This is a genomic window from Streptomyces fungicidicus, assembly GCF_003665435.1.
In the GTDB taxonomy this organism is placed as follows: Bacteria; Actinomycetota; Actinomycetes; order Streptomycetales; family Streptomycetaceae; genus Streptomyces; species Streptomyces fungicidicus.
In genome coordinates this window covers 2,487,703-2,505,789 of the sequence record NZ_CP023407.1, presented here as the reverse complement: position 1 = coordinate 2,505,789, position 18,087 = coordinate 2,487,703, and the positions used below count along the sequence as shown (strand labels likewise).

16 protein-coding genes and 3 tRNA genes are annotated in these 18,087 nt (G+C 73.7%); 7 read left to right on the top strand and 12 right to left on the bottom strand.

Features of this window, described 5'->3' with window-relative positions; genetic code table 11:
- Positions 1-75: 75 nt before the first annotated feature.
- From CNQ36_RS11285 to CNQ36_RS11270, 4 genes are all read right to left on the bottom strand, one after another.
- Complete coding sequence (locus CNQ36_RS11285; RefSeq protein ID WP_121545897.1) at positions 76-2,004, bottom strand: ABC transporter ATP-binding protein; 1,929 nt, start codon at positions 2,002-2,004, stop codon at positions 76-78.
- A complete protein-coding gene (locus tag CNQ36_RS11280; RefSeq protein WP_121545896.1) occupies positions 2,004-3,737 on the bottom strand; it encodes an ABC transporter ATP-binding protein in 1,734 nt (577 codons plus the stop codon). Before CNQ36_RS11280 ends, CNQ36_RS11285 begins: the two co-directional genes overlap by 1 nt.
- 106 nt (positions 3,738-3,843) lie before the next feature.
- Complete coding sequence (locus CNQ36_RS11275; protein ID WP_004931600.1) at positions 3,844-5,298, bottom strand: FGGY family carbohydrate kinase; 1,455 nt, start codon at positions 5,296-5,298, stop codon at positions 3,844-3,846.
- Positions 5,299-5,358: 60 nt separating this feature from the next.
- Positions 5,359-5,664 carry a YtxH domain-containing protein gene (locus CNQ36_RS11270; RefSeq protein WP_121545895.1) on the bottom strand — a complete coding sequence of 102 codons (306 nt, stop codon included), beginning with the start codon at positions 5,662-5,664 and terminating at the stop codon, positions 5,359-5,361.
- Between the two features lie 169 nt (positions 5,665-5,833).
- Between CNQ36_RS11270 and CNQ36_RS11265 the strand changes: the two genes are divergently transcribed.
- From CNQ36_RS11265 to CNQ36_RS11255, 3 genes are all read left to right on the top strand, one after another.
- Positions 5,834-5,906: transfer RNA gene (locus CNQ36_RS11265), tRNA-Asn, on the top strand.
- Positions 5,907-5,911: 5 nt separating this feature from the next.
- Positions 5,912-5,984 (top strand) — tRNA-Asn (locus tag CNQ36_RS11260).
- 177 nt (positions 5,985-6,161) lie between these two features.
- Positions 6,162-6,238 (top strand) — tRNA-Ile (locus tag CNQ36_RS11255).
- A 41-nt stretch (positions 6,239-6,279) separates the two neighbouring features.
- Here the strand turns inward: CNQ36_RS11255 and CNQ36_RS34660 are convergent.
- The gene (locus CNQ36_RS34660; RefSeq protein ID WP_163013239.1) at positions 6,280-6,444 is read right to left on the bottom strand and encodes a hypothetical protein; all 165 of its coding nucleotides are present in this window, start codon (positions 6,442-6,444) and stop codon (positions 6,280-6,282) included.
- A gap of 82 nt (positions 6,445-6,526) precedes the next feature.
- A complete protein-coding gene (locus CNQ36_RS11250; RefSeq protein WP_121545894.1) occupies positions 6,527-7,216 on the bottom strand; it encodes an ANTAR domain-containing response regulator in 690 nt (229 codons plus the stop codon).
- 190 nt (positions 7,217-7,406) lie between these two features.
- Here CNQ36_RS11250 and CNQ36_RS11245 point away from each other — a divergent pair, with 190 nt between their 5' ends.
- Both CNQ36_RS11245 and CNQ36_RS11240 read left to right on the top strand, forming a co-directional pair.
- Positions 7,407-7,760, top strand: a complete 354-nt coding sequence (locus CNQ36_RS11245; protein WP_176119532.1) for an STAS domain-containing protein — start codon at positions 7,407-7,409, stop codon at positions 7,758-7,760.
- Positions 7,757-8,713: a sensor histidine kinase gene (locus CNQ36_RS11240; RefSeq protein ID WP_121545892.1), complete on the top strand. Its 957-nt coding sequence runs from the start codon at positions 7,757-7,759 to the stop codon at positions 8,711-8,713. Before CNQ36_RS11245 ends, CNQ36_RS11240 begins: the two co-directional genes overlap by 4 nt.
- Before the next feature lie 9 nt (positions 8,714-8,722).
- Here CNQ36_RS11240 and CNQ36_RS11235 read toward each other — a convergent pair whose 3' ends face one another.
- From CNQ36_RS11235 to CNQ36_RS11220, 4 genes are all read right to left on the bottom strand, one after another.
- Positions 8,723-9,760, bottom strand: a complete 1,038-nt coding sequence (locus CNQ36_RS11235) for a rod shape-determining protein (protein WP_163013238.1) — start codon at positions 9,758-9,760, stop codon at positions 8,723-8,725.
- A 309-nt stretch (positions 9,761-10,069) separates the two neighbouring features.
- Positions 10,070-11,410, bottom strand: coding sequence for a carboxyl transferase domain-containing protein (locus CNQ36_RS11230; RefSeq protein WP_121545890.1), 1,341 nt, complete (start codon positions 11,408-11,410; stop codon positions 10,070-10,072).
- Positions 11,403-12,851, bottom strand: coding sequence for an acyl-CoA synthetase (locus CNQ36_RS11225; RefSeq protein ID WP_121545889.1), 1,449 nt, complete (start codon positions 12,849-12,851; stop codon positions 11,403-11,405). The genes CNQ36_RS11230 and CNQ36_RS11225 overlap by 8 nt, the downstream gene beginning before the upstream one ends.
- A gap of 77 nt (positions 12,852-12,928) precedes the next feature.
- Positions 12,929-14,302 (bottom strand): SLC13 family permease, encoded by a 1,374-nt coding sequence (locus CNQ36_RS11220; RefSeq protein ID WP_121545888.1) that lies wholly within the window; start codon positions 14,300-14,302, stop codon positions 12,929-12,931.
- A gap of 177 nt (positions 14,303-14,479) precedes the next feature.
- On the opposite strand from CNQ36_RS11220, the gene CNQ36_RS11215 reads away from it, so the two are divergent.
- Positions 14,480-15,196 carry a FadR/GntR family transcriptional regulator gene (locus CNQ36_RS11215; protein ID WP_121545887.1) on the top strand — a complete coding sequence of 239 codons (717 nt, stop codon included), beginning with the start codon at positions 14,480-14,482 and terminating at the stop codon, positions 15,194-15,196.
- On the opposite strand, the gene CNQ36_RS11210 is transcribed toward CNQ36_RS11215, so the two are convergent.
- A complete protein-coding gene (locus CNQ36_RS11210) occupies positions 15,193-16,266 on the bottom strand; it encodes a MerR family transcriptional regulator (protein ID WP_121545886.1) in 1,074 nt (357 codons plus the stop codon). The two genes, CNQ36_RS11215 and CNQ36_RS11210, sit on opposite strands and share 4 nt — an antisense overlap.
- Positions 16,267-16,440: 174 nt before the next feature.
- Here CNQ36_RS11210 and CNQ36_RS11205 point away from each other — a divergent pair, with 174 nt between their 5' ends.
- On the top strand, positions 16,441-17,316 hold the full coding sequence (locus CNQ36_RS11205; RefSeq protein WP_121545885.1) for an ATP-grasp domain-containing protein: 876 nt from the start codon (positions 16,441-16,443) through the stop codon (positions 17,314-17,316).
- Here the strand turns inward: CNQ36_RS11205 and CNQ36_RS11200 are convergent.
- Positions 17,294-17,908 carry a hypothetical protein gene (locus CNQ36_RS11200; protein WP_121545884.1) on the bottom strand — a complete coding sequence of 205 codons (615 nt, stop codon included), beginning with the start codon at positions 17,906-17,908 and terminating at the stop codon, positions 17,294-17,296. The two genes, CNQ36_RS11205 and CNQ36_RS11200, sit on opposite strands and share 23 nt — an antisense overlap.
- Between the last annotated feature and the right edge of the window lie 179 nt (positions 17,909-18,087).

The window sequence follows — 18,087 nt, the reverse complement described above, 5'->3', positions numbered from 1 at the left end:
ACCCGGAGCTCCGCCCCGGACCCCGCTCCTCAAACGCCGGAGGGGCTGGTGGAGCCCCTCCGGCGTTCGACGGGCTCAGTCGACCTCGGCCACCGCCTGGGCGAACTGGGCCTTGTAGAGGCGGGCGTACGCGCCGTCCGCCGCCAGCAGCTCGGTGTGGGCGCCCTGTTCGACGATCGAGCCGTTCTCCATGACCAGGATGGTGTCCGCGTCGCGGATCGTGGACAGCCGGTGCGCGATCACGAACGACGTGCGGCCGTGCGCCAGTTGCGCCATCGCCTTCTGGATCAGCACCTCCGTGCGGGTGTCCACGGAACTCGTCGCCTCGTCCAGCACGAGGATCACCGGGTCCGACAGGAACGCCCGGGCGATGGTGATCAGCTGCTTCTCGCCCGCGCTGACCCCCGACCCCTCGTCGTCGATCACCGTGTCGTACCCGTCGGGCAGCGTCCGGATGAAGCGGTCCGCGTGCGCCGCCCGCGCCGCCTCCTCGATCTCCTCCCGGGTGACCTCCCGCGCCGCGCCGTAGGCGATGTTCTCCGCGATCGTGCCGCCGAACAGCCAGGTGTCCTGCAGCACCATCCCGATGCCGGACCGCAGTTGGTCCCGGGACATCCGCGCGATGTCCACCCCGTCGAGGGTGATCCGCCCGCCGGACACCTCGTAGAACCGCATCAGCAGGTTCACCAGCGTCGTCTTGCCGGCTCCCGTCGGCCCGACGATCGCCACCGTGTGGCCCGGCTCGACCGCCAGCGACAGGTCCTCGATCAGCGGCTTGTCGGGGTCGTAACGGAACGACACCCGCTCCAGCGCCACCCGCCCGCGCGGCTCGGCCGGCCTTTCGGCCGGCGAGGCGTCGGCCTCCTGCTCCTCCGCGTCCAGCAGCTCGAAGACCCGCTCCGCCGAGGCGACGCCCGACTGCACCAGGTTCGCCATCGACGCGACCTGCGTCAGCGGCATCGAGAACTGCCGCGAGTACTGGATGAACGCCTGCACGTCACCGATGGACAGCGAGCCCGAAGCGACCCGCAGCCCGCCGACGACGGCCACCAGCACATAGTTGAGGTTCGAGACGAAGAACATCAGCGGCTGCATGACGCCGCTGTTGAACTGCGCCTTGAACCCGGCCTCGTACAGCGCCTCGTTCTCCTCGGCGAACTGCTTCGCCGACTCCTCCTGCCGCCCGAACACCTTCACCAGGGTGTGCCCGGTGTACATCTCCTCGATGTGCGCGTTGAGGGTGCCGGTCGAGCGCCACTGCTGCACGAAGTGCGGCTGCGACCGCTTGCCGACCCGGGTGGCGACGACGAACGACAGCGGCACCGTCACCAGCGCGACCAGCGCCAGGATCCACGAGACGTAGAACATCATCGCGAGCACGCCGATGATGGTGAGCAGCGAGTTGATCAGCTGGCCCATCGACTGCTGGAGCGTCTGCCCGATGTTGTCGATGTCGTTGGTGGCGCGGCTGAGCACCTCACCCCGCTGCCGCTTGTCGAAGTACGACAGCGGCAGCCGCGACAGCTTCGTCTGCACGTCCTCGCGCATCCGGAACATGGTGTGGTTGACGGCCCGGTTCACCAGCCGGGTCGCGACCGCCATCAGCAGACCGGCGACCAGGAACACCCCCAGCGCGAACAGCAGGACGTCGCCCACCGCCGTGAAGTCGATGCCCTCGCCGGGGGTGAAGTCGGTGCCGCGGAGCATGTCGGCGACCTCGCCGTCGCCCCGCTCCCGCATCGACTCGAGCACCTGCTCCTTGGTGGCGCCCTCGGGCATGTCCCGCCCGACGATGCCGGCGAAGACCAGGTCGGTCGCCCTGCCGAGGATCTTCGGCCCGATCACGCTGAGGCCGACGCTCAGCACGACACAGGCCAGCAGCGCGCAGATCGTCGCGCGTTCCGGCCGGAACCGCGCGATCAGCCGTTTGCTCGACCCCTTGAAGTCGATCGAGCGCTGGCCGGGGCCGCCCCCGGCCATCATCCGCCCTCCGGGCCCCGCCATCAGGCAGCCTCCGCTTCCGTCAGCTGGGAGAGCACGATCTCCCGGTAGGTCTCGTTGTCCGCCATCAGCTCGTGGTGCCGGCCGGTGCCGACGACGCGGCCCTCGTCGAGGACCACGATCCGGTCGGCGTCCCGGATGGTCGCCACCCGCTGGGCGACGATCACCACGGTCGCCTCGGCCGTCTCCCGCGCGAGCGCCGCCCGCAGGGCCGCGTCGGTGGCGTAGTCCAGCGCGGAGAAGGAGTCGTCGAAGAGGTAGATCTCCGGGCGCTGCACCAGCGTCCGGGCGATCGCCAGGCGCTGGCGCTGACCGCCGGAGACGTTCGTGCCGCCCTGGGAGATCGGCGCGTCGAGGCCGCCGTCCAGCCGCTCCACGAAGTCCCTGCCCTGCGCCACCTCCAGCGCCTGCCACAGTTCCTCGTCCGTGGCGTCCGGATTGCCGTAGCGCAGATTGGTCGCCACCGTCCCCGCGAACAGGTACGGCTTCTGCGGCACCAGCCCGACCGTCCTGGCCAGCAGCGCCGGTTCGACCTCCGCCACGGGCACGCCGTCCACCAGCACCTCCCCGTCGGTCGCGTCGAACAGCCGGGGGACCAGGCCGAGCAGCGTCGACTTGCCGCTGCCGGTCGAACCGATCACGGCGGTGACCTCGCCGGGCCGCGCCACCAGGTCGACCCCCTTCAGCACCGGCTCCTCGGCGCCCGGGTAGCGGAACCCCGCGCCCCGGACCTCCAGATGACCGTGCCGGCGCAGCTCGGTGACCGGCGCGGCCGGGGGCACCACGCTGGAGGAGGTGCCCAGCACCTCCTGGATGCGCTCGGCGCACACCTCGGCGCGCGGCACCATCATGAACATGAAGGTGGCCATCATCACGGACATGACGATCTGCATCAGATAGGCGAGGAACGCGGTCAGGTCGCCGATCTGCATCCCGCCGCTGTCGATGCGGTGCGCGCCGAACCACACCACCGCGATGGACGACAGGTTCACCACCGTCATGACCACCGGGAACATCAGCGCGAGCAGATTGCCCGTGCGCAGCGACATGTCGGTCAGCTCGGTGTTGGACTTCCGGAACCGCCCCTGTTCGTAGGTGTCCCGGACGAACGCGCGGATCACCCTGTTGCCGGTGATCTGCTCGCGCAGCACCCGGTTCACCGTGTCGAGCCGCTCCTGCATGGTCCGGAACAGCGGCCGCAGCCGGCGCACGATCAGCGTCACGCAGACGGCCAGCACCGGCACCACCGCGACCAGCACGCCCGACAGCGGGACGTCCAGGCCGAGCGCCATCACGATGCCGCCCACACACATGATCGGCGCCGACACCATCAGGGTGAACGTCATCAGGACCAGCATCTGCACCTGCTGGACGTCGTTCGTCGTACGGGTGATCAGCGAGGGCGCGCCGAAGTGACCGACCTCACGCGCGGAGAACGACTGCACCCGGTCGAACACGGCGGCGCGCACGTCCCGTCCGAGGGCCGACGCGGTCCGGGCGCCGTAGTACACGGCGCCGATGTTGCAGACGACCTGCGCCAGCGAGATGCCGATCATCAGGGCGCCGTAGCTCAGGATGTAACCGGTGTCGCCCTGGACGACCCCCCGGTCGATGATGTCCGCGTTGAGCGTGGGCAGGTAGAGCGTGGCGCTGGTCTGCAGGAACTGCAGCAGCACCAGCAGGGCGATGGGTCTCTTGTAGGGCTCGAGATGGGTCCGCAGGAGTCGTATGAGCACGCTGAGTCTCTCGGAGTGGTCGGCGGGGGCGTTGGTTGCCCGTGGCCCCTATCGTCGAACACTCCACCCGCGTTACCTCAACCGAATTAACGGGGGCGCGCACCCGCTACGGGCGGAACGCCCCCGGATGCGTCTGCTCGCGCACCGACACGTACTGCTGGCGCACCGCCTGTCCCACCGCCAAGTCCTCGCCCGGGTCCAGCACCTGCGCCACCGCGCCCTGCCAGACCGGCGGGTTGCGCGGGTCGAGTGTGCCCTGCGACACACCCAGCGCCCAGGCCGCCTGCCGGGCCGCGCCGATCGCCGCGTAGTCCGCGGGCTGCGGCACGATCACCTGCGCCCCGAACAGCGCGGGCGCCGCCGACTGCACGGCGGGCAGCTCCGCGGCCTGGCCCAGCAGGAACACCCGCCGCACCTCCACGCCCCGGCCGCGCAGCACGTCCAGCGCGTCGGCGAGCCCGCACAGCATCCCCTCGAAGGCGGCCCGCGCCAGGTGCTCCGGCTTCATCGACTCCCGCCGCAGCCCCGCCAGCGTCCCGGCGGTGTGCGGCAGATTCGGGGTGCGCTCACCCTCCAGATAGGGCAGCAGCACCAGCCCGTGCGCTCCAGGCGTCGACTTCATCGCCAGGTCGGACAGGCTCTCCAGATCGGGCACGCCGAGCAGTTCGGCGGTCCCGCGCAGGGCGCGCACCGCGTTCAGGGTGGTGACGACGGGCAGGTGCATGCCGGTCGCGTCGGCCAGGGAGGTGATCATGCCGGACTGGTCGACGAGCGCCTCGGGGTGCACGGCCATCACGGACCCGGACGCGCCCAGCGACACCACGGCGTCGCCCAGGCCGATCCCGAGCCCGAACGCCGCCGCCATCGTCTCGCCCGTACCGGCGGAGATCAGCAGCCCCTCCGGCGTCGTGCCGGCCGCGTCCGCCGGGCCGATCACCTCGGGCAGCATCGCCTGGTGGCCGAGCGCCATCTCCACCAGATCGGCACGGTAACCGCCGGTGGCGGCCGCCCAGTAGCCGGTGCCGGAGGCCCCGCCCCGGTCGGTGGTCCGCCGCACCGGCCGGCCGAGCAGCTGCCACACCAGCCAGTCGTGCGCCTGCAGCAGCACGGCGGTGCGCGCCGCGTTCTCCGGTTCGCTGCGGGCCATCCAGCGCAGCTTCGTCACGGACTGCGCGGCCTGCGGCACACAGCCCACGGCCTGCGCCCACGCCTCGCGCCCGCCGAGCGCGTCGATCAGATCGGCCGCCGCGACCTGCGCCCGCTTGTCGCCGCCGGTCATCGCCGGCCGCACGGTGTTGCCCTGCGAGTCCAGCGGGACCAGCGCGTTCGCCTGCGCGGACACCCCGATCGCCTGCACGCCCTCGAGCAGTCCGCCGCCCGCCGCCTCGCCCAGCGACAGCAGCCAGGCCTGCGGGTCCACGTCCGAGGGGCGGCCACCGCCGTCGGGGGCCTGCACCGGATGCTGGGCGTACCCCTGCCTGAGCACGGCTCCGGTGTCCGTGTCACAGACGACGATGCGAGTGAAGTCTGGCGCGCTGTCCAGTCCGGCGACTATCCCCATACGGCGATTTTGCCGCATGGGGAGGGGTGGGTGGGGCGGGGGAGTCGCCGGTGGGTCCCCTTATGTGTTGCTGGTGCCCCAGTCGTCGTCCGTCGAGCCGTGGGCGGTGCGCTCGCGGAGCGCGGAGACCCGCTGTGCCACCGAGTCGGGCATGCGGTCGCCGACCTTGTCGCTCACCACGTGGTACGCCTTGTCCGCGAACTCGCGGCCCTGCTGGGCCGCGCTCTCCGCGGTGTTGCGGACCGCCGGGTTCTGCGTGAACTGCTGCGCGGACCTCTTCATCTGCTCGTAGCGCTCGCGCCCGGCTTTCGTGCCCAGCACGTATCCCAGGACGACTCCGGTGACGAACGTGAGCCGGTAACGCATGGCGGCCACCCTTCCCGTTGTTCCAGTCTGCGTAGGTCTCCGGCGCGGCGACAGGGCCGGGGAGAACCGATTGGCGGAGCACCCCCCTGCTTGCGCTAATGTATGTGTCGCAGCGAGCGCGCGCCCCCTGGCGAATACCCAGGCAGACGCGTTCGATGCAACGAGGCATTCCTCCGTAGCTCAATTGGCAGAGCAGCCGGCTGTTAACCGGCAGGTTACTGGTTCGAGTCCAGTCGGGGGAGCTCGGTCCTCCGTAGCTCAATTGGCAGAGCAGCCGGCTGTTAACCGGCAGGTTACTGGTTCGAGTCCAGTCGGGGGAGCATGCTGAACGAGGACCCCGTCGGGGTCCTTTTTCATGTCCGGGGGAACCGCGCGGGGCGCGGGGCGGTCTCCATGGTCACCGGGGCCGTACGCAGCCGACCATCCGAAGCAGGAGATCGTATGAGCGGCTATGCTGCGGCAGACGGCGCGCACACATGTACGCGACACGCCGTTATGGGGCGGTAGCTCAGCCGGTTAGAGCAGCGGACTCATAATCCGTCGGCCGTGGGTTCGAGTCCCACCCGCCCCACCACGCGCCTCGCGGAAGCGAAGGGCGCCCGGACCTCCCGCGGTTCAGCCGCCCCCGGTGTCGTCCTCGGACGCGCCGGGCGCGTCCGACGGGTCGCGCTCCCCCTCCGCCTGGGACGGGGTCGAGTGCGGGATCTCGGGGGTGGTCCACTCCTCGTCGTCCCTGTCGCCCTCGGCCTGGGACGGAGTGTGCTCGCTCAGCTCGCTCATGATGCCGCCTCCCGCTCACATGGGCCGCTGGTCGTCCGTCGCCGAGTACCCCCTCACGCCCGGAGTCACCACGGCCCGGGAGTCACCGTGACGAGCGGCGGGCAAGCGCCCGGGACAGCGCCGTGCGGACCTCCTCGGGCGGGGGAGCGCCCGCCGCCTGGGCGGAGACGGTGAGCGCCTCCGCGACCGCGTGGAGCTTGGTGTTGGACAGCTGGGACGCCTCCCGGAGGATGTGCCAGGCCTCGTCCGAGGTACAGCCGTACGTGGCCATCAGGACGCCGCGGGCCTGGTCGATCACCGGGCGGGAGGCGATCGCCTGCCGCAGCTGCTCGACCTCCTCCCGCAGCAGGTGCAGCCGCTCCTCCCGCTCCAGGGCCACCGCCGAGGAGGCCGGTGACTCCGGCGACGCCGTGCCGTCCGGGGCGGGGAGGCGCAGCGGGTCCCCGGTGTCGAGGCCGGCGAGTTCCAGGATGCGGCGCGGCTGGCCGTTCCAGCGGGTCGCCGTGACCGGCATCGACCGGCGCCGGCCGTGGTCGCGCAGCACCTCCAGGAACTCCAGCCCCGCCGTGTCCATGAAGTACACGCCGCTCATGTCCAGATCGACCCGCGCCGTGCCCACGGGCAGCTGCGCCAGCTTCTCGGCCAGGGTCCGGGCGGACCCGCGGACCAGTTCGCCGCGCGGGGTGAGCAGCGCCCTGTCCGCGTCCATGCGGCCGCCGATGACCAAGGGGTTCGGCCTTCCCGGGAGAGGTAGTGATGCCGCGGAGGTCATGTCACCGCCTTGTCGGTCCTCACGAGGGGTCGGAGATTCCGGGCCACCGGGGGCCGAGGCGGTAGGCTGCGCACGGTCCCGGCTGTGCCGGGAGTGCGCCTGCCCGCCCTGCGGCGTACTACACACCGCACCGGTGAATGGCCGGGAAACGACCGGGTAGGTGCGGACAGGGAACGTGGGGAGACGCGAGGTGGAGGACGGGCGCCGGACAGCGGACGGGCCGGGGACTCCGGAGCCGCGTCTGACGGTGTGCCCGCTGGAGGGCGGCCAAGGCGTCCGCGCGGCCGGCGAGATCGGCCTGGCCACCCACACGATCTGGGAACGCGTGCTGGAGCGGGCGGTGCGCGAAGGTGAGGCCGTGTATTTGCTGGAACTGTCCGAGGTGACGTTCGTCGACGTCGCGGGCGCCGGAGCGCTCGCCGCGGCCGCCGAACGGCTCGGGGACGGCCGCCGTTTCGTGGTGCGCCGCCCGCCGCCCGCCCTGCGCCGGGTGCTGGAGACGTTCTGGCCCGGCCTGTCGACGATCGAGGTGTCGATGTCATGAGCGCCGCGGCCGAACCCCTGGCAACCGCCCCCGACCCCTTCGTCCACCCCGCCCTCTTCTACCGGGACGACCGGGAGTACCTGGACGGCACCCTCCCCTTCGTGCGCGCGGGACTCGCCGCCGGCGAGCCCGTGGCCGTCGCCGTGCCCGGCGACCGGCTGAGGCTCCTCCGGGACGCGCTCGGCGACGACGCGGCGGCCGTCCGCCTCGTCGACATGCGCGAGGCCGGACGCAACCCCGGCCGGATCATCCCCGGCGTGCTCCGTGCCTTCGCCGACGACCGGCCCGCCGGGAAGCGGGTACGGATCATCGGCGAGCCGGTCTGGGCCGGCCGCTCGGAGACCGAGTACCCCGCCTGCGTCCAGCACGAGGCGCTGATCAACGCCGCCTTCCGGGGCCGTGCGGTGACGATCCTCTGCCCCTACGACGCCGCGCGCCTGCCCGCCCGCGCCCTCGCCGACGCCCACGCCACCCACCCCGTCGTCATCCCCGCGGGGCCCGGGCCGGAGTACCGCAGCGACGCGTACGCGCCCGACGCGGTCGCCGCCCGCTGCAACGAGCCGCTGCCGCCGGTGGCGGACGCGATGACCTTCCCGTTCGCCGCCGCCTCGCTGCCCGGCGCCCGGCACGCCGCGTCCGGCGAGGGGCGGCGGCTCGGCCTCACCGGGGTCGCCCTGGAGGACCTGGCCATCGCCACGGCCGAGCTGACCACGAACAGCGTCAGGCACGGCGGCGGTTCGGGGGTGCTGCGGGTCTGGGGCGAGAACGGGCGTGTGGTGTGCGAGGTGCGCGACCGGGGGCGGCTGACCGACCCCCTCGCGGGCCGTCACCCCGCGCCGCACGACCAGCGCGGCGGACGCGGACTGCTGATGGTCAATCTGATCGCCGACCTGGTGCGGGTGCACACCGGCGACGAGGGCACCACCATCAGGTGCTGGTTCGGCCCCCGCTGAGGGGGGCCCTCACGCCCCCGTCGGGTCCAGCACCATCGGCGCGATCCGGCCCTCCAGCATCTCGCCGAGCCCCTGGATGGCGCAGATGTCCGGGCGTTCGGCGATGTGCACCGGCATGCCCGTCGCCTGACGCAGCATCTGGTCCAGGCCCGGCAGCAGGGCGCTTCCGCCGACCATCATGATGCCGCGGTCGGCGAGGTCGGCGACCAGGTCGGGCGGGCACTCCCGCAGCACCTTGCCGATGCCGTCGAGGACGGCGGTGAGCGGCGTCTGGATGGCGCGCCGCACGGCGGCCGTGTCCACCTTCACGGAACGGGCCAGGCCGGTGGCGACGTCCCGGCCGTGGATCTCCGTCGACTCCGGGCCCTCCGGGGTGAGCCCGTTGCCGTGCAGGGCGAGCTGCAGGGGCCGTACGGACTGGCTCGGCAGCATCAGCTGGTGCTGGTGGCGCAGGTGCTGCACGATCGCGTTGTCCACGGCCTCACCGCCGACCGGGATGCGCTCCGCCGTCACGATCGCGCCGAGCGAGAGCACGGCGACCTGTGTGGCCGCCGCACCGCACACCATGATCATGGTGGCCTCGGGCCGCTCCACCGGCAGACCGCAGCCGACGGCGGCGGCGATGAGCGTGTCGACCAGTTCCACCCGGCGGGCGCCCAGACCGACCAGGGTCTCGATCGCGGCCCGCCGGGCGAGCGGGTCGGCGTCGTGCGGGACACAGGCGGCGGCCCGCAGCCGCGGCCTGCGGCGCAGCATGCGGCGCGTCTTGTCGCCGAGCAGCTGCCGCAGCATGCGCTGCGCCATCTCGATGTCGACGACCGTGCCGCCGGACACCGGACGCACGACGCGGATGTAGCCCGGAGTACGGCCCGTCATCTTCTCCGCGAACTCTCCTACGGCGATCAGCGCGCCGGTACGGGTGTTCACCGCGGCGGTGGACGGCTGGTCGACGACGAGCCCGGCTCCCTTGACGTACACCCGGGTGCGGGCCGCCCCCAGGTCGACGGCGAAGTGGCAGCGGCGCAGCTGCTCAAGGCTTGCGGTCACGGCAGACCCTCCCGAGTGCGGCCCGACGGCCCGCCGGGCGGCGGACCTCTCTGGCATCGTGCGCGGGAGGCGGGCACCGCCGCCTTTCCTGGGGGGCCGGGTGGGGGGCCGCCGAACGGGGGGCCTCGGGCCCGTCCACCGGTCCCGGACGGCCGGATGCCCTTCCGCCGCTCCCTCGGCGACGACCGCCCCGGCCTCCGCGGTCGGCTTCACCCCGGAGGCCGGCGCGAGCGAGCCGTCGCGGAGCATCCACCGCGCCCTTTGGGCCGTGGCCCGTACGCCCTGTGTCGGGTCGTCGCCCCTCCCGTGTCACGCGGGGGGTGTGTCCACGACGCCCCGGATCACCCCCAGCTCCGCCAGATCCTGCGGGCGGACGCGGAGCCGGTCCGCCGTGCTCTCCGCCTCCTCCGGGGGCCGTTTCAGGATGGCCGCCGCGAGTTCCGGCGCGATCACCGAGAAGTAGCTGTCCGGGGTGGCCCAGGTGTTGCCGGGAGCCGCGAGGGCGAGCGCGCCGCCGGAGCCGCCCTCGCCGACGACCAGCGTGGTGACCGGGGTGCGGGCGGCGGCCACCGCGCCGAACAGGTCCGCGATGGCGGCCCCGGCACCCTGCCGCTCCGCCTCCGCGTCGTTCGCCGCGCCCGGCGTGTCCACCAGGGTCAGCACCGGGATGCCCAGCCGGTCCGCGAGCCGGACCAGCCGGGCGGCGGTGCGGTACCCCGCGGGACGGGTGGCCGTCCCGGTCTGCGCCGCGTAGGCGACGGTGCGGCCCCCCTGCTCGCCGAAGCCGCAGAGCATCCCCTCGGGATCCGTGCCGCCGCAGCGGTCGCCGCTGACCGTGACCCGGTCCGTGAGGCAGGCGTCCAGGTAGGCGGCGGCGCGGGGACGCCGCGTCGAGCGGGCGCGGCCGACCGCCTCCCAGCCGGTCGCCGGGAGGTCCGTCGCCCCCAGCGGCGGGGGCGGCGGGACCGGCGCGGTGGAGGGCCGGGTCAGCAGCCGCAGCCAGCGGCCCAGCGTGCCGCGCAGCTCCTCCGGGCCGACCAGCGCGTCCGCCGCGCCCGCCGCGACCTGTGCCTCGGCGGTGTACGCCGCCGGGTCCGCGTCCGCCGGCCGGACCCGGGAACCGGCGAAACCGACCTGGGCGCCGGGCAGCGCCAGCACCACGTCGGCGCCCGCGCCCAGGGTGGCCCAGCCCCCGCCGGTGGTCGGGTCCCGCACCACCGCGATCTGCGGCAGCCCGGCCGCGCGGGTGAGCGCGGACTCGCGGGCCACCCGCTGGAGCTGGGTGAGGGCGAGCATGCCCTCCTGCATCCGGCTGCCGCCGGTGGCGACCAGCGGCACCACCGGCAGCCGGTGCGCGCGGGCGTGGGAGTACGCCGCCACCAGGCGGTCGCCGGTGCGTTCGCCGAGGGAGCCGCCGAGGAAGCCGAAGTCGAACGCGATCAGCACGGCCCGGACGCCCCCGACGTGCGCCGTGCCGCAGATCACGGACTCCCGCTCGCCGGTGCGCCGGGCGGCGCGGGCGCGGGCGGCGCCGTAGCCGGGCCAGCCGAGCGGACCGTCCGGCGCCGACTCCCGCTCCGGGTACGGCAGTTCGGTGAAGTCGTCGGCGACCAGGGCGACCGTCGCGCGGGCGGAGGGACGGTCAGTCATGCCGCAGCTCCCGCTTCATGATCTTGCCCATGTCGTTGCGGGGCAGGGCGTCGAGACGGTGGACGACGCGCGGGCGCTTGTGCGGCGCGAGCCGCCGGGCGACGTGTGCGGCCAGCTCCTCCGTGGCGGGCGGCGACTGCGGGTCCGCCGGCACCACCCACGCCACGATCCGCTCGCCCAGGTCGGCGTCCGGCTCCCCGGTGACCGCGGCCTCCCGGACCCCCGGATGCTCCAGCAGCGCGTTCTCGATCTCACCCGCGCCGATCTTGTACCCCCCGCTCTTGATCAGGTCGGTGGCCTTGCGGCCGACGATGCGGACATGGCCGTCGGGGTCGCGCACCGCCATGTCCCCGGTGCGGAACCACCCCTCGGCGGTGAACGCGGCGGCCGTCGCGTCCGGCCGGTTGAGGTACTCGGTGAACAGGTTCGGCCCGCGCACCTGGATCTCGCCGACCGTCTCGCCGTCGTACGACGCCACCGGCGACCCGTCCTCCTCCACCAGCCGCAGCTCCACGCCCGGCAGCGGCACGCCCACCGTGCCGGGGCGGGCCTCGCCGTCCGCGCGGACCGCGGTGTTCATCAGGGTCTCCGTCATGCCGTACCGCTCGATGACGCGGCGGCCGGTCGCCGCGGCGATCCGCTCGTGGTCGTGCACCGGCAGCGCGGCGGAGCCCGACACCAGCAGCCGGGCCCCGGCCAGCGCCTTCGCCAGCCCGGGGGCGGTGGGCAGGGCCTCCGCCAGCCGGTGGTACATCGTCGGCACGCCGAACAGCATGGTCGCGCCGTCGCCCAGCTCGCGCGCCACGCCCTCGGCGCTGAACCTTCCCAGGTGCCGCACGGAGCCGCCGCGGCGCAGCGGGCCGAGCGTGCCGAGGACGAGTCCGTGCACATGGAACAGCGGGAGCCCGTGCACCAGCACGTCGTCGGCCGTCCACTGCCAGGCGTCGGCGAGGGCGTCCAGGGTGGTGGCGAGCGCGCGGCGGGGGAGGACGGCGCCCTTGGGCGGGCCGGTGGTGCCGGAGGTGTAGACGATCAGGGCCGGGTCCTCCGCGCTCCGCGAGCGGTCGTCGGGGAGCGCGCCCGCCGCCGCCGGGTCCACCTCGAGCCGGGGCAGGCCGCCGAGCGGGGCGGGGAGTTCCTCGCCGGGCGCGGTGAGCAGCAGGTCCGGGGCGCTGTCGGCGAGGATGTGGCCGAGCTCCTTCTCGCCCGACTTCGGGTTGAGCGGCACGACGGCCACCCCGGCGAGCAGCGCGCCGGTGACCGCGACCGCGGTCGCCGGCGCCGGCACGGCCCACACGGCGACCCGGCGCGCCCCCTTCAGGCCCTCGGCCACCGCCCCCGCGGCCGAGGCGAGTTCCCCGTACGTCAGTGCGCGCTCGCCGAAGCGCAGGGCGGGCCGGTCGGCCGGGCCGTCGGTCAGGGCCGGGAAGAGAGAGGACACGCTGGGTACTCCTTGGATCGCCGTCGTTCGTCTGCCGTCGCCGTCCGTGCCACCAGGGACACGGCTCCGCCCGGGACCTACCCCCACCCGGGCACCACCATCACCAGCCACACCGCCGCCGGTACCGCCGCGACCACGATCCCGCCGTACGCCATCAGCTGCCGGAAGAAGCGTTCGCGGTCCACGTCCGGGGCGGCGGCCAGGACCAGCGCGCCGTTGGTGGAGAACGGGCTCACGTCCACGACCGTCGCCGACACCGCGAGCGCGGCCACCATGCCCACGGCCCCGATCTCACCCTGCGCGAGGAACGGCACGGCCAGCGGGATCAGCGCGCCCATGATGCCGACGGAGGAGGCGAACGCCGACACGATCGCGCCGATGTAGCAGAGCAGCACCGCGGCGAGCAGCGGGACGCCGATGCCGCCGACGCCCTCACCGGCCCAGGTGATCGTGCCCATCTCGTCCAGGACGCCGACGTAGGTGAGGACACCGCAGATCAGCAGCACGGTGGGCCAGGCGATCTGGCCGACCGCCCTGCGGCTGTCCTCCGGCCAGGCGGTGCTCAGCACGACGGCGAGGGTGATCGCGGTGAGACCCGCGTCCAGGTCGAAGCCGAGGACGGCGACGACGAGGGCGACCAGAGAGACGAGGGTGGCGACCACGGGAGCGGTGAGCGCCCCGGCCGGGGGAGCCTCCGGGCGGGTGGCGACGGCGGTGGGGGCGGGGGCGGTACGGGTCCCGGCTTCGGGGCCCGCGCCGCCCGTCCCCGTACCGCCGGTGGCGGGGCCGTCGTCGGCGCCCGTGCCGCCGGGGGCGGGCAGGGCCTCCCCGGTCACGGCTCCCTGGCGCCACAGCTTCAGCCCTCCGCAGACGACGAAGACCACGGCGGCGATGACCAGGTTCACCAGCAGTGAGGCGAGGAACAGGGTGACCTCGCTGCCGGGGAGCTTCTCGCGCTCGACGATGCCGTTGACGATGGAGCCGTAGATGCTGATCGGGGAGAAGCCCCCGGCCTGCGCGCCGTGCACCACCATCGCGCCCATCAGCAGCGGGCTGATCCGGTACCGGGCGGCGAAGCTCAGCGCGATCGGCGCGACGATCGCGACGGCGGCCGGACTGACCGCGCCGATCGCGGTCAGCGCCCCGGTGAGGGCGAACATCACCCAGGGGATCAGCGCCACCCGCCCCCGTACCATCCGGACGGCCGCGTGCACCAGCCAGTCGGTGGTGCCGTTGGCGCGGGCGATGGCGAAGAGATAGGTGACGCCGACCAGGACGACGAAGAGATCACCGGGGAACCCGGCGAAGACGCCGTCCGCGTCGAGGTCGGCCACGAGCGTGCCGACCCCGAAGGCGGCGGCGAAGGCCAGCGCGCCCATGTTGACGGAGCGGGTGGTGGCGATGACGAACACCACCGCCAGGACGAGGACGGAGATGAGTTCGGGGGACATACGGGCTCCCGATTGGCTGAGTGGCTGAACCACTTGGTCGCTGGAGTGGTGCGGTCCGTTTGGCTGGAAAGAGTGGGGCCCGGCGGAGGGGGCGTCAAGGGGTCGCGCAGGAATTGGCTCAGCCACTCGGCCACTGGGCGGGCCCCGGTGCTAATCTCGCGACGAGAGGGGGACTCCGTGACCGACGCCCTGCGCCCCATGACGAAACAGCGCCTGTACGAGCAGGTGCTGGACCGGTTGCGCCAGTACGTCACCGAGGGCGGCCTGCGGTCCGGCGACCGCCTCCCGCCCGAACGGGACCTGGCCCAGCGGCTCGGCGTCAGCCGCGCCTCGGTGAAGCAGGCGATCGTGGTCCTGGAGGTCCAGGGCCTGGTGGAGGCCCGGCACGGCGGCGGCACCTATCTGGTACGGGACAGCCTGAACGTCGAGCCGGTCGACCGGATGGTGGAACGCCGCCGGCGCCTCCCCGACGTGCTGGAGGCCCGGGAGGCGCTGGAGACGAAGCTCGCCGAACTCGCCGCCGAGCGCCGCACGGACGACGACCTGACCGCGATGCGCTCCGCGCTCGGGCACATGGCCGGGGAGATCGAGGCGGGCGGTCACGGCGTGGAGGGCGACCGCCTGTTCCACGCGGCGGTCACGGCGGCCGCCCACTCCGGCCTGCTCGCGGAGTTCATGCGCTCCATCGCCGCGCAGATCGCCGAGAGCCGCACGGAATCCCTGCGCCAGCCGGGCCGCCCGCACCGCTCCCTGGCCCAGCACCGGGCCATCCTCGACGCGATCGCGGACGGCCACCCCCGGCAGGCGGCCACGGCCATGCGCCGCCACGTCCGCACCGTCGCCAAGGTGCGCCTGCTGGACTGGGACCCCGAGGAGGAGGCGGGGGGGCGCTAGCCCGCCGACTCCACCACGTCCGCGACCACGCAGCTGATGTTGTCCGGGCCTCCGGCCCCGTTGGCCGCGGCGATCAGGGCGTCGACCGCCTCGTCCGGGGTCGGGGCGGTGCCCAGCAGCTCCCCGATCGTGTCGTCGTCGACGACGGACGGGAGGCCGTCGGAGCACAGCAGGTAGCGGTCGCCGGGGCGGGCGTCGTGCAGGCGCAGGTCGGGGACGGCCGTCGTGGACTCCGTGCCGGTCAGGGCCTTCAGGAGCAGCGTGCGCTGGGGGTGGGAGGCGGCCTCCTCGGGCGTCAGCCGGCCCTCGTCGAGCATCGACTGGACCACCGTGTGGTCGTGGGTGACGCGGAACAGCTCGCCGTCGCGGAGCAGATAGGCGCGGGAGTCCCCGATGTGGACCAGGGCGAGACGGGAGCCCGTCCACACCATGGCGGTGAGCGTGGTGCCCGCCTCCTCCGCGCCGTCCGCCGCGTCGCGCACCGCCCGCGCGGCGTCCCGCACCGCGTCCTCCAGCAGGTTGAGGATCCCGCCCGCCGGTGTCTCCCGGCTGTCCAGGAACCGCAGCGCCTCCACCGCCGCGCCGCTCGCCGTGGCGCCCGCCGGGCCGAAGCCGTCGGCCACGGCCAGCAGCCGGCGGCCCGCGTACGCGGTGTCCTGGTTGGCGGGGCGGACGAGGCCCCGGTCGGAGTGGGCGCGGTAGCGCAGCTCCAGAGTGGTCATGGTGGTGTCCCTTCCCGGTTCTTCCGTCAGGTGATCGACCAGGAACGCGGCGAGGTCCCGCCGTACCGCCGTCTCCGCCTCGACCCGGGCCCAGTACGCCCGTATCTCCGCGGCGGCGGCGCCGGAGTCCAGCGAGCGGATGTGACGGATCCCGGCGAGCGGCATGCCCAGCCGTCGCAGCCAGGCCACCAGCCGGGCCTGCTCCAGCTGGTCCGCCGCGTAGTAGCGGTAGCCCGTGTCGGGGTCCACCCGGGCGGGGCGCAGCAGGTCCAGCTCGTCGTACAGGCGCAGCGCCTTCGGGGTCAGCCGGCACGCACGCGCGAACGCGCCGATCGTCAGCATCTCCATGGGTCCCCGTCCGTCTCGTCGTTCCGCGTGCCGTGTTCCTTGTTCGCCACCGATGCTGGGGCTTCCCCGAAGGTGAAGGTCAAGCGGCCTGTCGCGGCTCCCGCGACGGTTGTTAGCCTGCACGTCGATCAGCTGTTCGCACGAGGAACCACGAGGAACGAGGAGGGAGCCGCCGTGCCCCGTATCGCGCTGGTGACCTGCCGGCCCGGCCCCGAGACCGCCGAGGACCGGGATCTGCCGGGGCTGGTGCGCGCACTCCGGGAGGCCGGGGCCGAGGCGTCCGCCGAGGTGTGGGACGACGGCGACGTGGACTGGTCCGGTTTCGACCTCGCCGTGATCCGGTCCACCTGGGACTACAGCTGGCGGGCGGCGGAGTTCACCGCGTGGGCCGAGCGGTGCGGCGCGCTCACCCGGCTGGCCAACCCGGCGGACGTGGTGCGGTGGAACACCGACAAGCGGTACCTGGCGGACCTCGCCGGTGCCGGGGTGCCGGTGGTGGAGACCCGGTACATCGCGGCGGGCGATCCGCTCGACCTCCCCGACGCGCACGAGTACGTGGTGAAGCCGGCGTCCGGCGCGGGCGCCCGGTTCGCCGCCCGCTACACCCCCGACGAGCACGACACCGCCGTACGGCACCTGCGGCGCATGCACGCCGACGGGCTCACCGCGATGGTGCAGCCCTATGTGCGAGGCATCGACACCGCGGGCGAGCGGGCGCTGCAGTACTTCGGGGGCACCCTGCTGCACGCCAGTCGCAAGGGGGCCGTGCTCGCCCCCGGCACGCCCTACGACCGGCGCAAGGTCGCCCATCCGGGACTGTCCGACTGGACCCCGACGCCCGAGGAGACCGCCGTCGCCGGGAAGGCGCTGGCCGCCGTGCCGGGGGTGCCCGATCTGCTGTACGCGCGGGTCGACCTCGTGGACGGCGAGGACGGCATGCCGCGGGTGATGGAGCTGGAACTGGTGGAGCCGAACCTGTTCCTGTGGCTGCACCCGGGGTCGGTGCCGAGGGTCGTGGACGAGATCCTCAGGGCCGCCGCCGCTCGCTGACCGCCGTGCGCTGCAGCAGCCCCCACGTGAACTCGGCGACCACCTCCTGCGGTACGCCCGCCGCGTCGGGGGCGGTGAAGGCCAGACCCCAGCGCGTCGGGGCCGTGCCCTCCAGCGGCCGGGCGGGCGCGAAGGCGCGGGCGGCCTCGTCGACCGTGCAGGACCAGGGCGTGAGGTCCTCCACCGTGCGCAGCCCGGGCGCGGGCGCGCCCGGCGCGCGGACCAGCCACTCGTTCCACACCGCGCCGCCGGACGCCGGAGTCAGCACCTCGAAGCGCAGACCGGGCCAGAGCGGGAGCGGCCACTGCCAGGCCTCGCAGTCGAGGTCGCCGATCCTGCGCGGGGTCCGGGACTCCGGCTCGCCGAGCACGGAACGGTAGCGCGACAGGGCCGGGCGGGGGCGGGGCGAGCGGACCATCGCCTGCCAGCGCCTGTTGGCCTCGCGCATGTCTGCGAGGGAGACGCCCAGCCGGTGCCGGGCGTCCTCCACGGGGCCGGGATTGTGGTCGGCCATGCGGCGCAGCAGCACCAGCTGGAAGTCGAGCGGGGTGAACGGGGCGGTGGGGCGTCGTCCGGTGGGCACGGGATCCATCGTCGCGCACCGGGGACTTCCCGGGGCGGTGGCCGACCGGCGGGCGTCCGGCTCCGGGGGCCCGGGCCATTGCCCGGGTGGGCACGTATGGCTAGCCTGTGTGTTCGCCATTCCGATCGCCTGTTGAAATCTCGAACGAGAGCCGCAGGCGCCTGAGACACATAGGGAGGGGGCCGGTC

Bases quoted from the DNA above. Each gene is read 5' to 3' on its own strand.
- CNQ36_RS11285 (WP_121545897.1), bottom strand. From the start codon at position 2,004: ATGGCGGGGCCCGGAGGGCGGATGATGGCCGGGGGCGGCCCCGGCCAG.
- CNQ36_RS11275 (WP_004931600.1), bottom strand. From the start codon at position 5,298: ATGGGGATAGTCGCCGGACTGGACAGCGCGCCAGACTTCACTCGCATC.
- CNQ36_RS11270 (WP_121545895.1), bottom strand. From the start codon at position 5,664: ATGCGTTACCGGCTCACGTTCGTCACCGGAGTCGTCCTGGGATACGTG.
- CNQ36_RS34660 (WP_163013239.1), bottom strand. From the start codon at position 6,444: ATGAGCGAGCTGAGCGAGCACACTCCGTCCCAGGCCGAGGGCGACAGG.
- CNQ36_RS11250 (WP_121545894.1), bottom strand. From the start codon at position 7,216: ATGACCTCCGCGGCATCACTACCTCTCCCGGGAAGGCCGAACCCCTTG.
- CNQ36_RS11240 (WP_121545892.1), top strand. From the start codon at position 7,757: ATGAGCGCCGCGGCCGAACCCCTGGCAACCGCCCCCGACCCCTTCGTC.
- CNQ36_RS11230 (WP_121545890.1), bottom strand. From the start codon at position 11,410: ATGACTGACCGTCCCTCCGCCCGCGCGACGGTCGCCCTGGTCGCCGAC.
- CNQ36_RS11220 (WP_121545888.1), bottom strand. From the start codon at position 14,302: ATGTCCCCCGAACTCATCTCCGTCCTCGTCCTGGCGGTGGTGTTCGTC.
- CNQ36_RS11210 (WP_121545886.1), bottom strand. From the start codon at position 16,266: ATGGAGATGCTGACGATCGGCGCGTTCGCGCGTGCGTGCCGGCTGACC.
- CNQ36_RS11200 (WP_121545884.1), bottom strand. From the start codon at position 17,908: ATGGATCCCGTGCCCACCGGACGACGCCCCACCGCCCCGTTCACCCCG.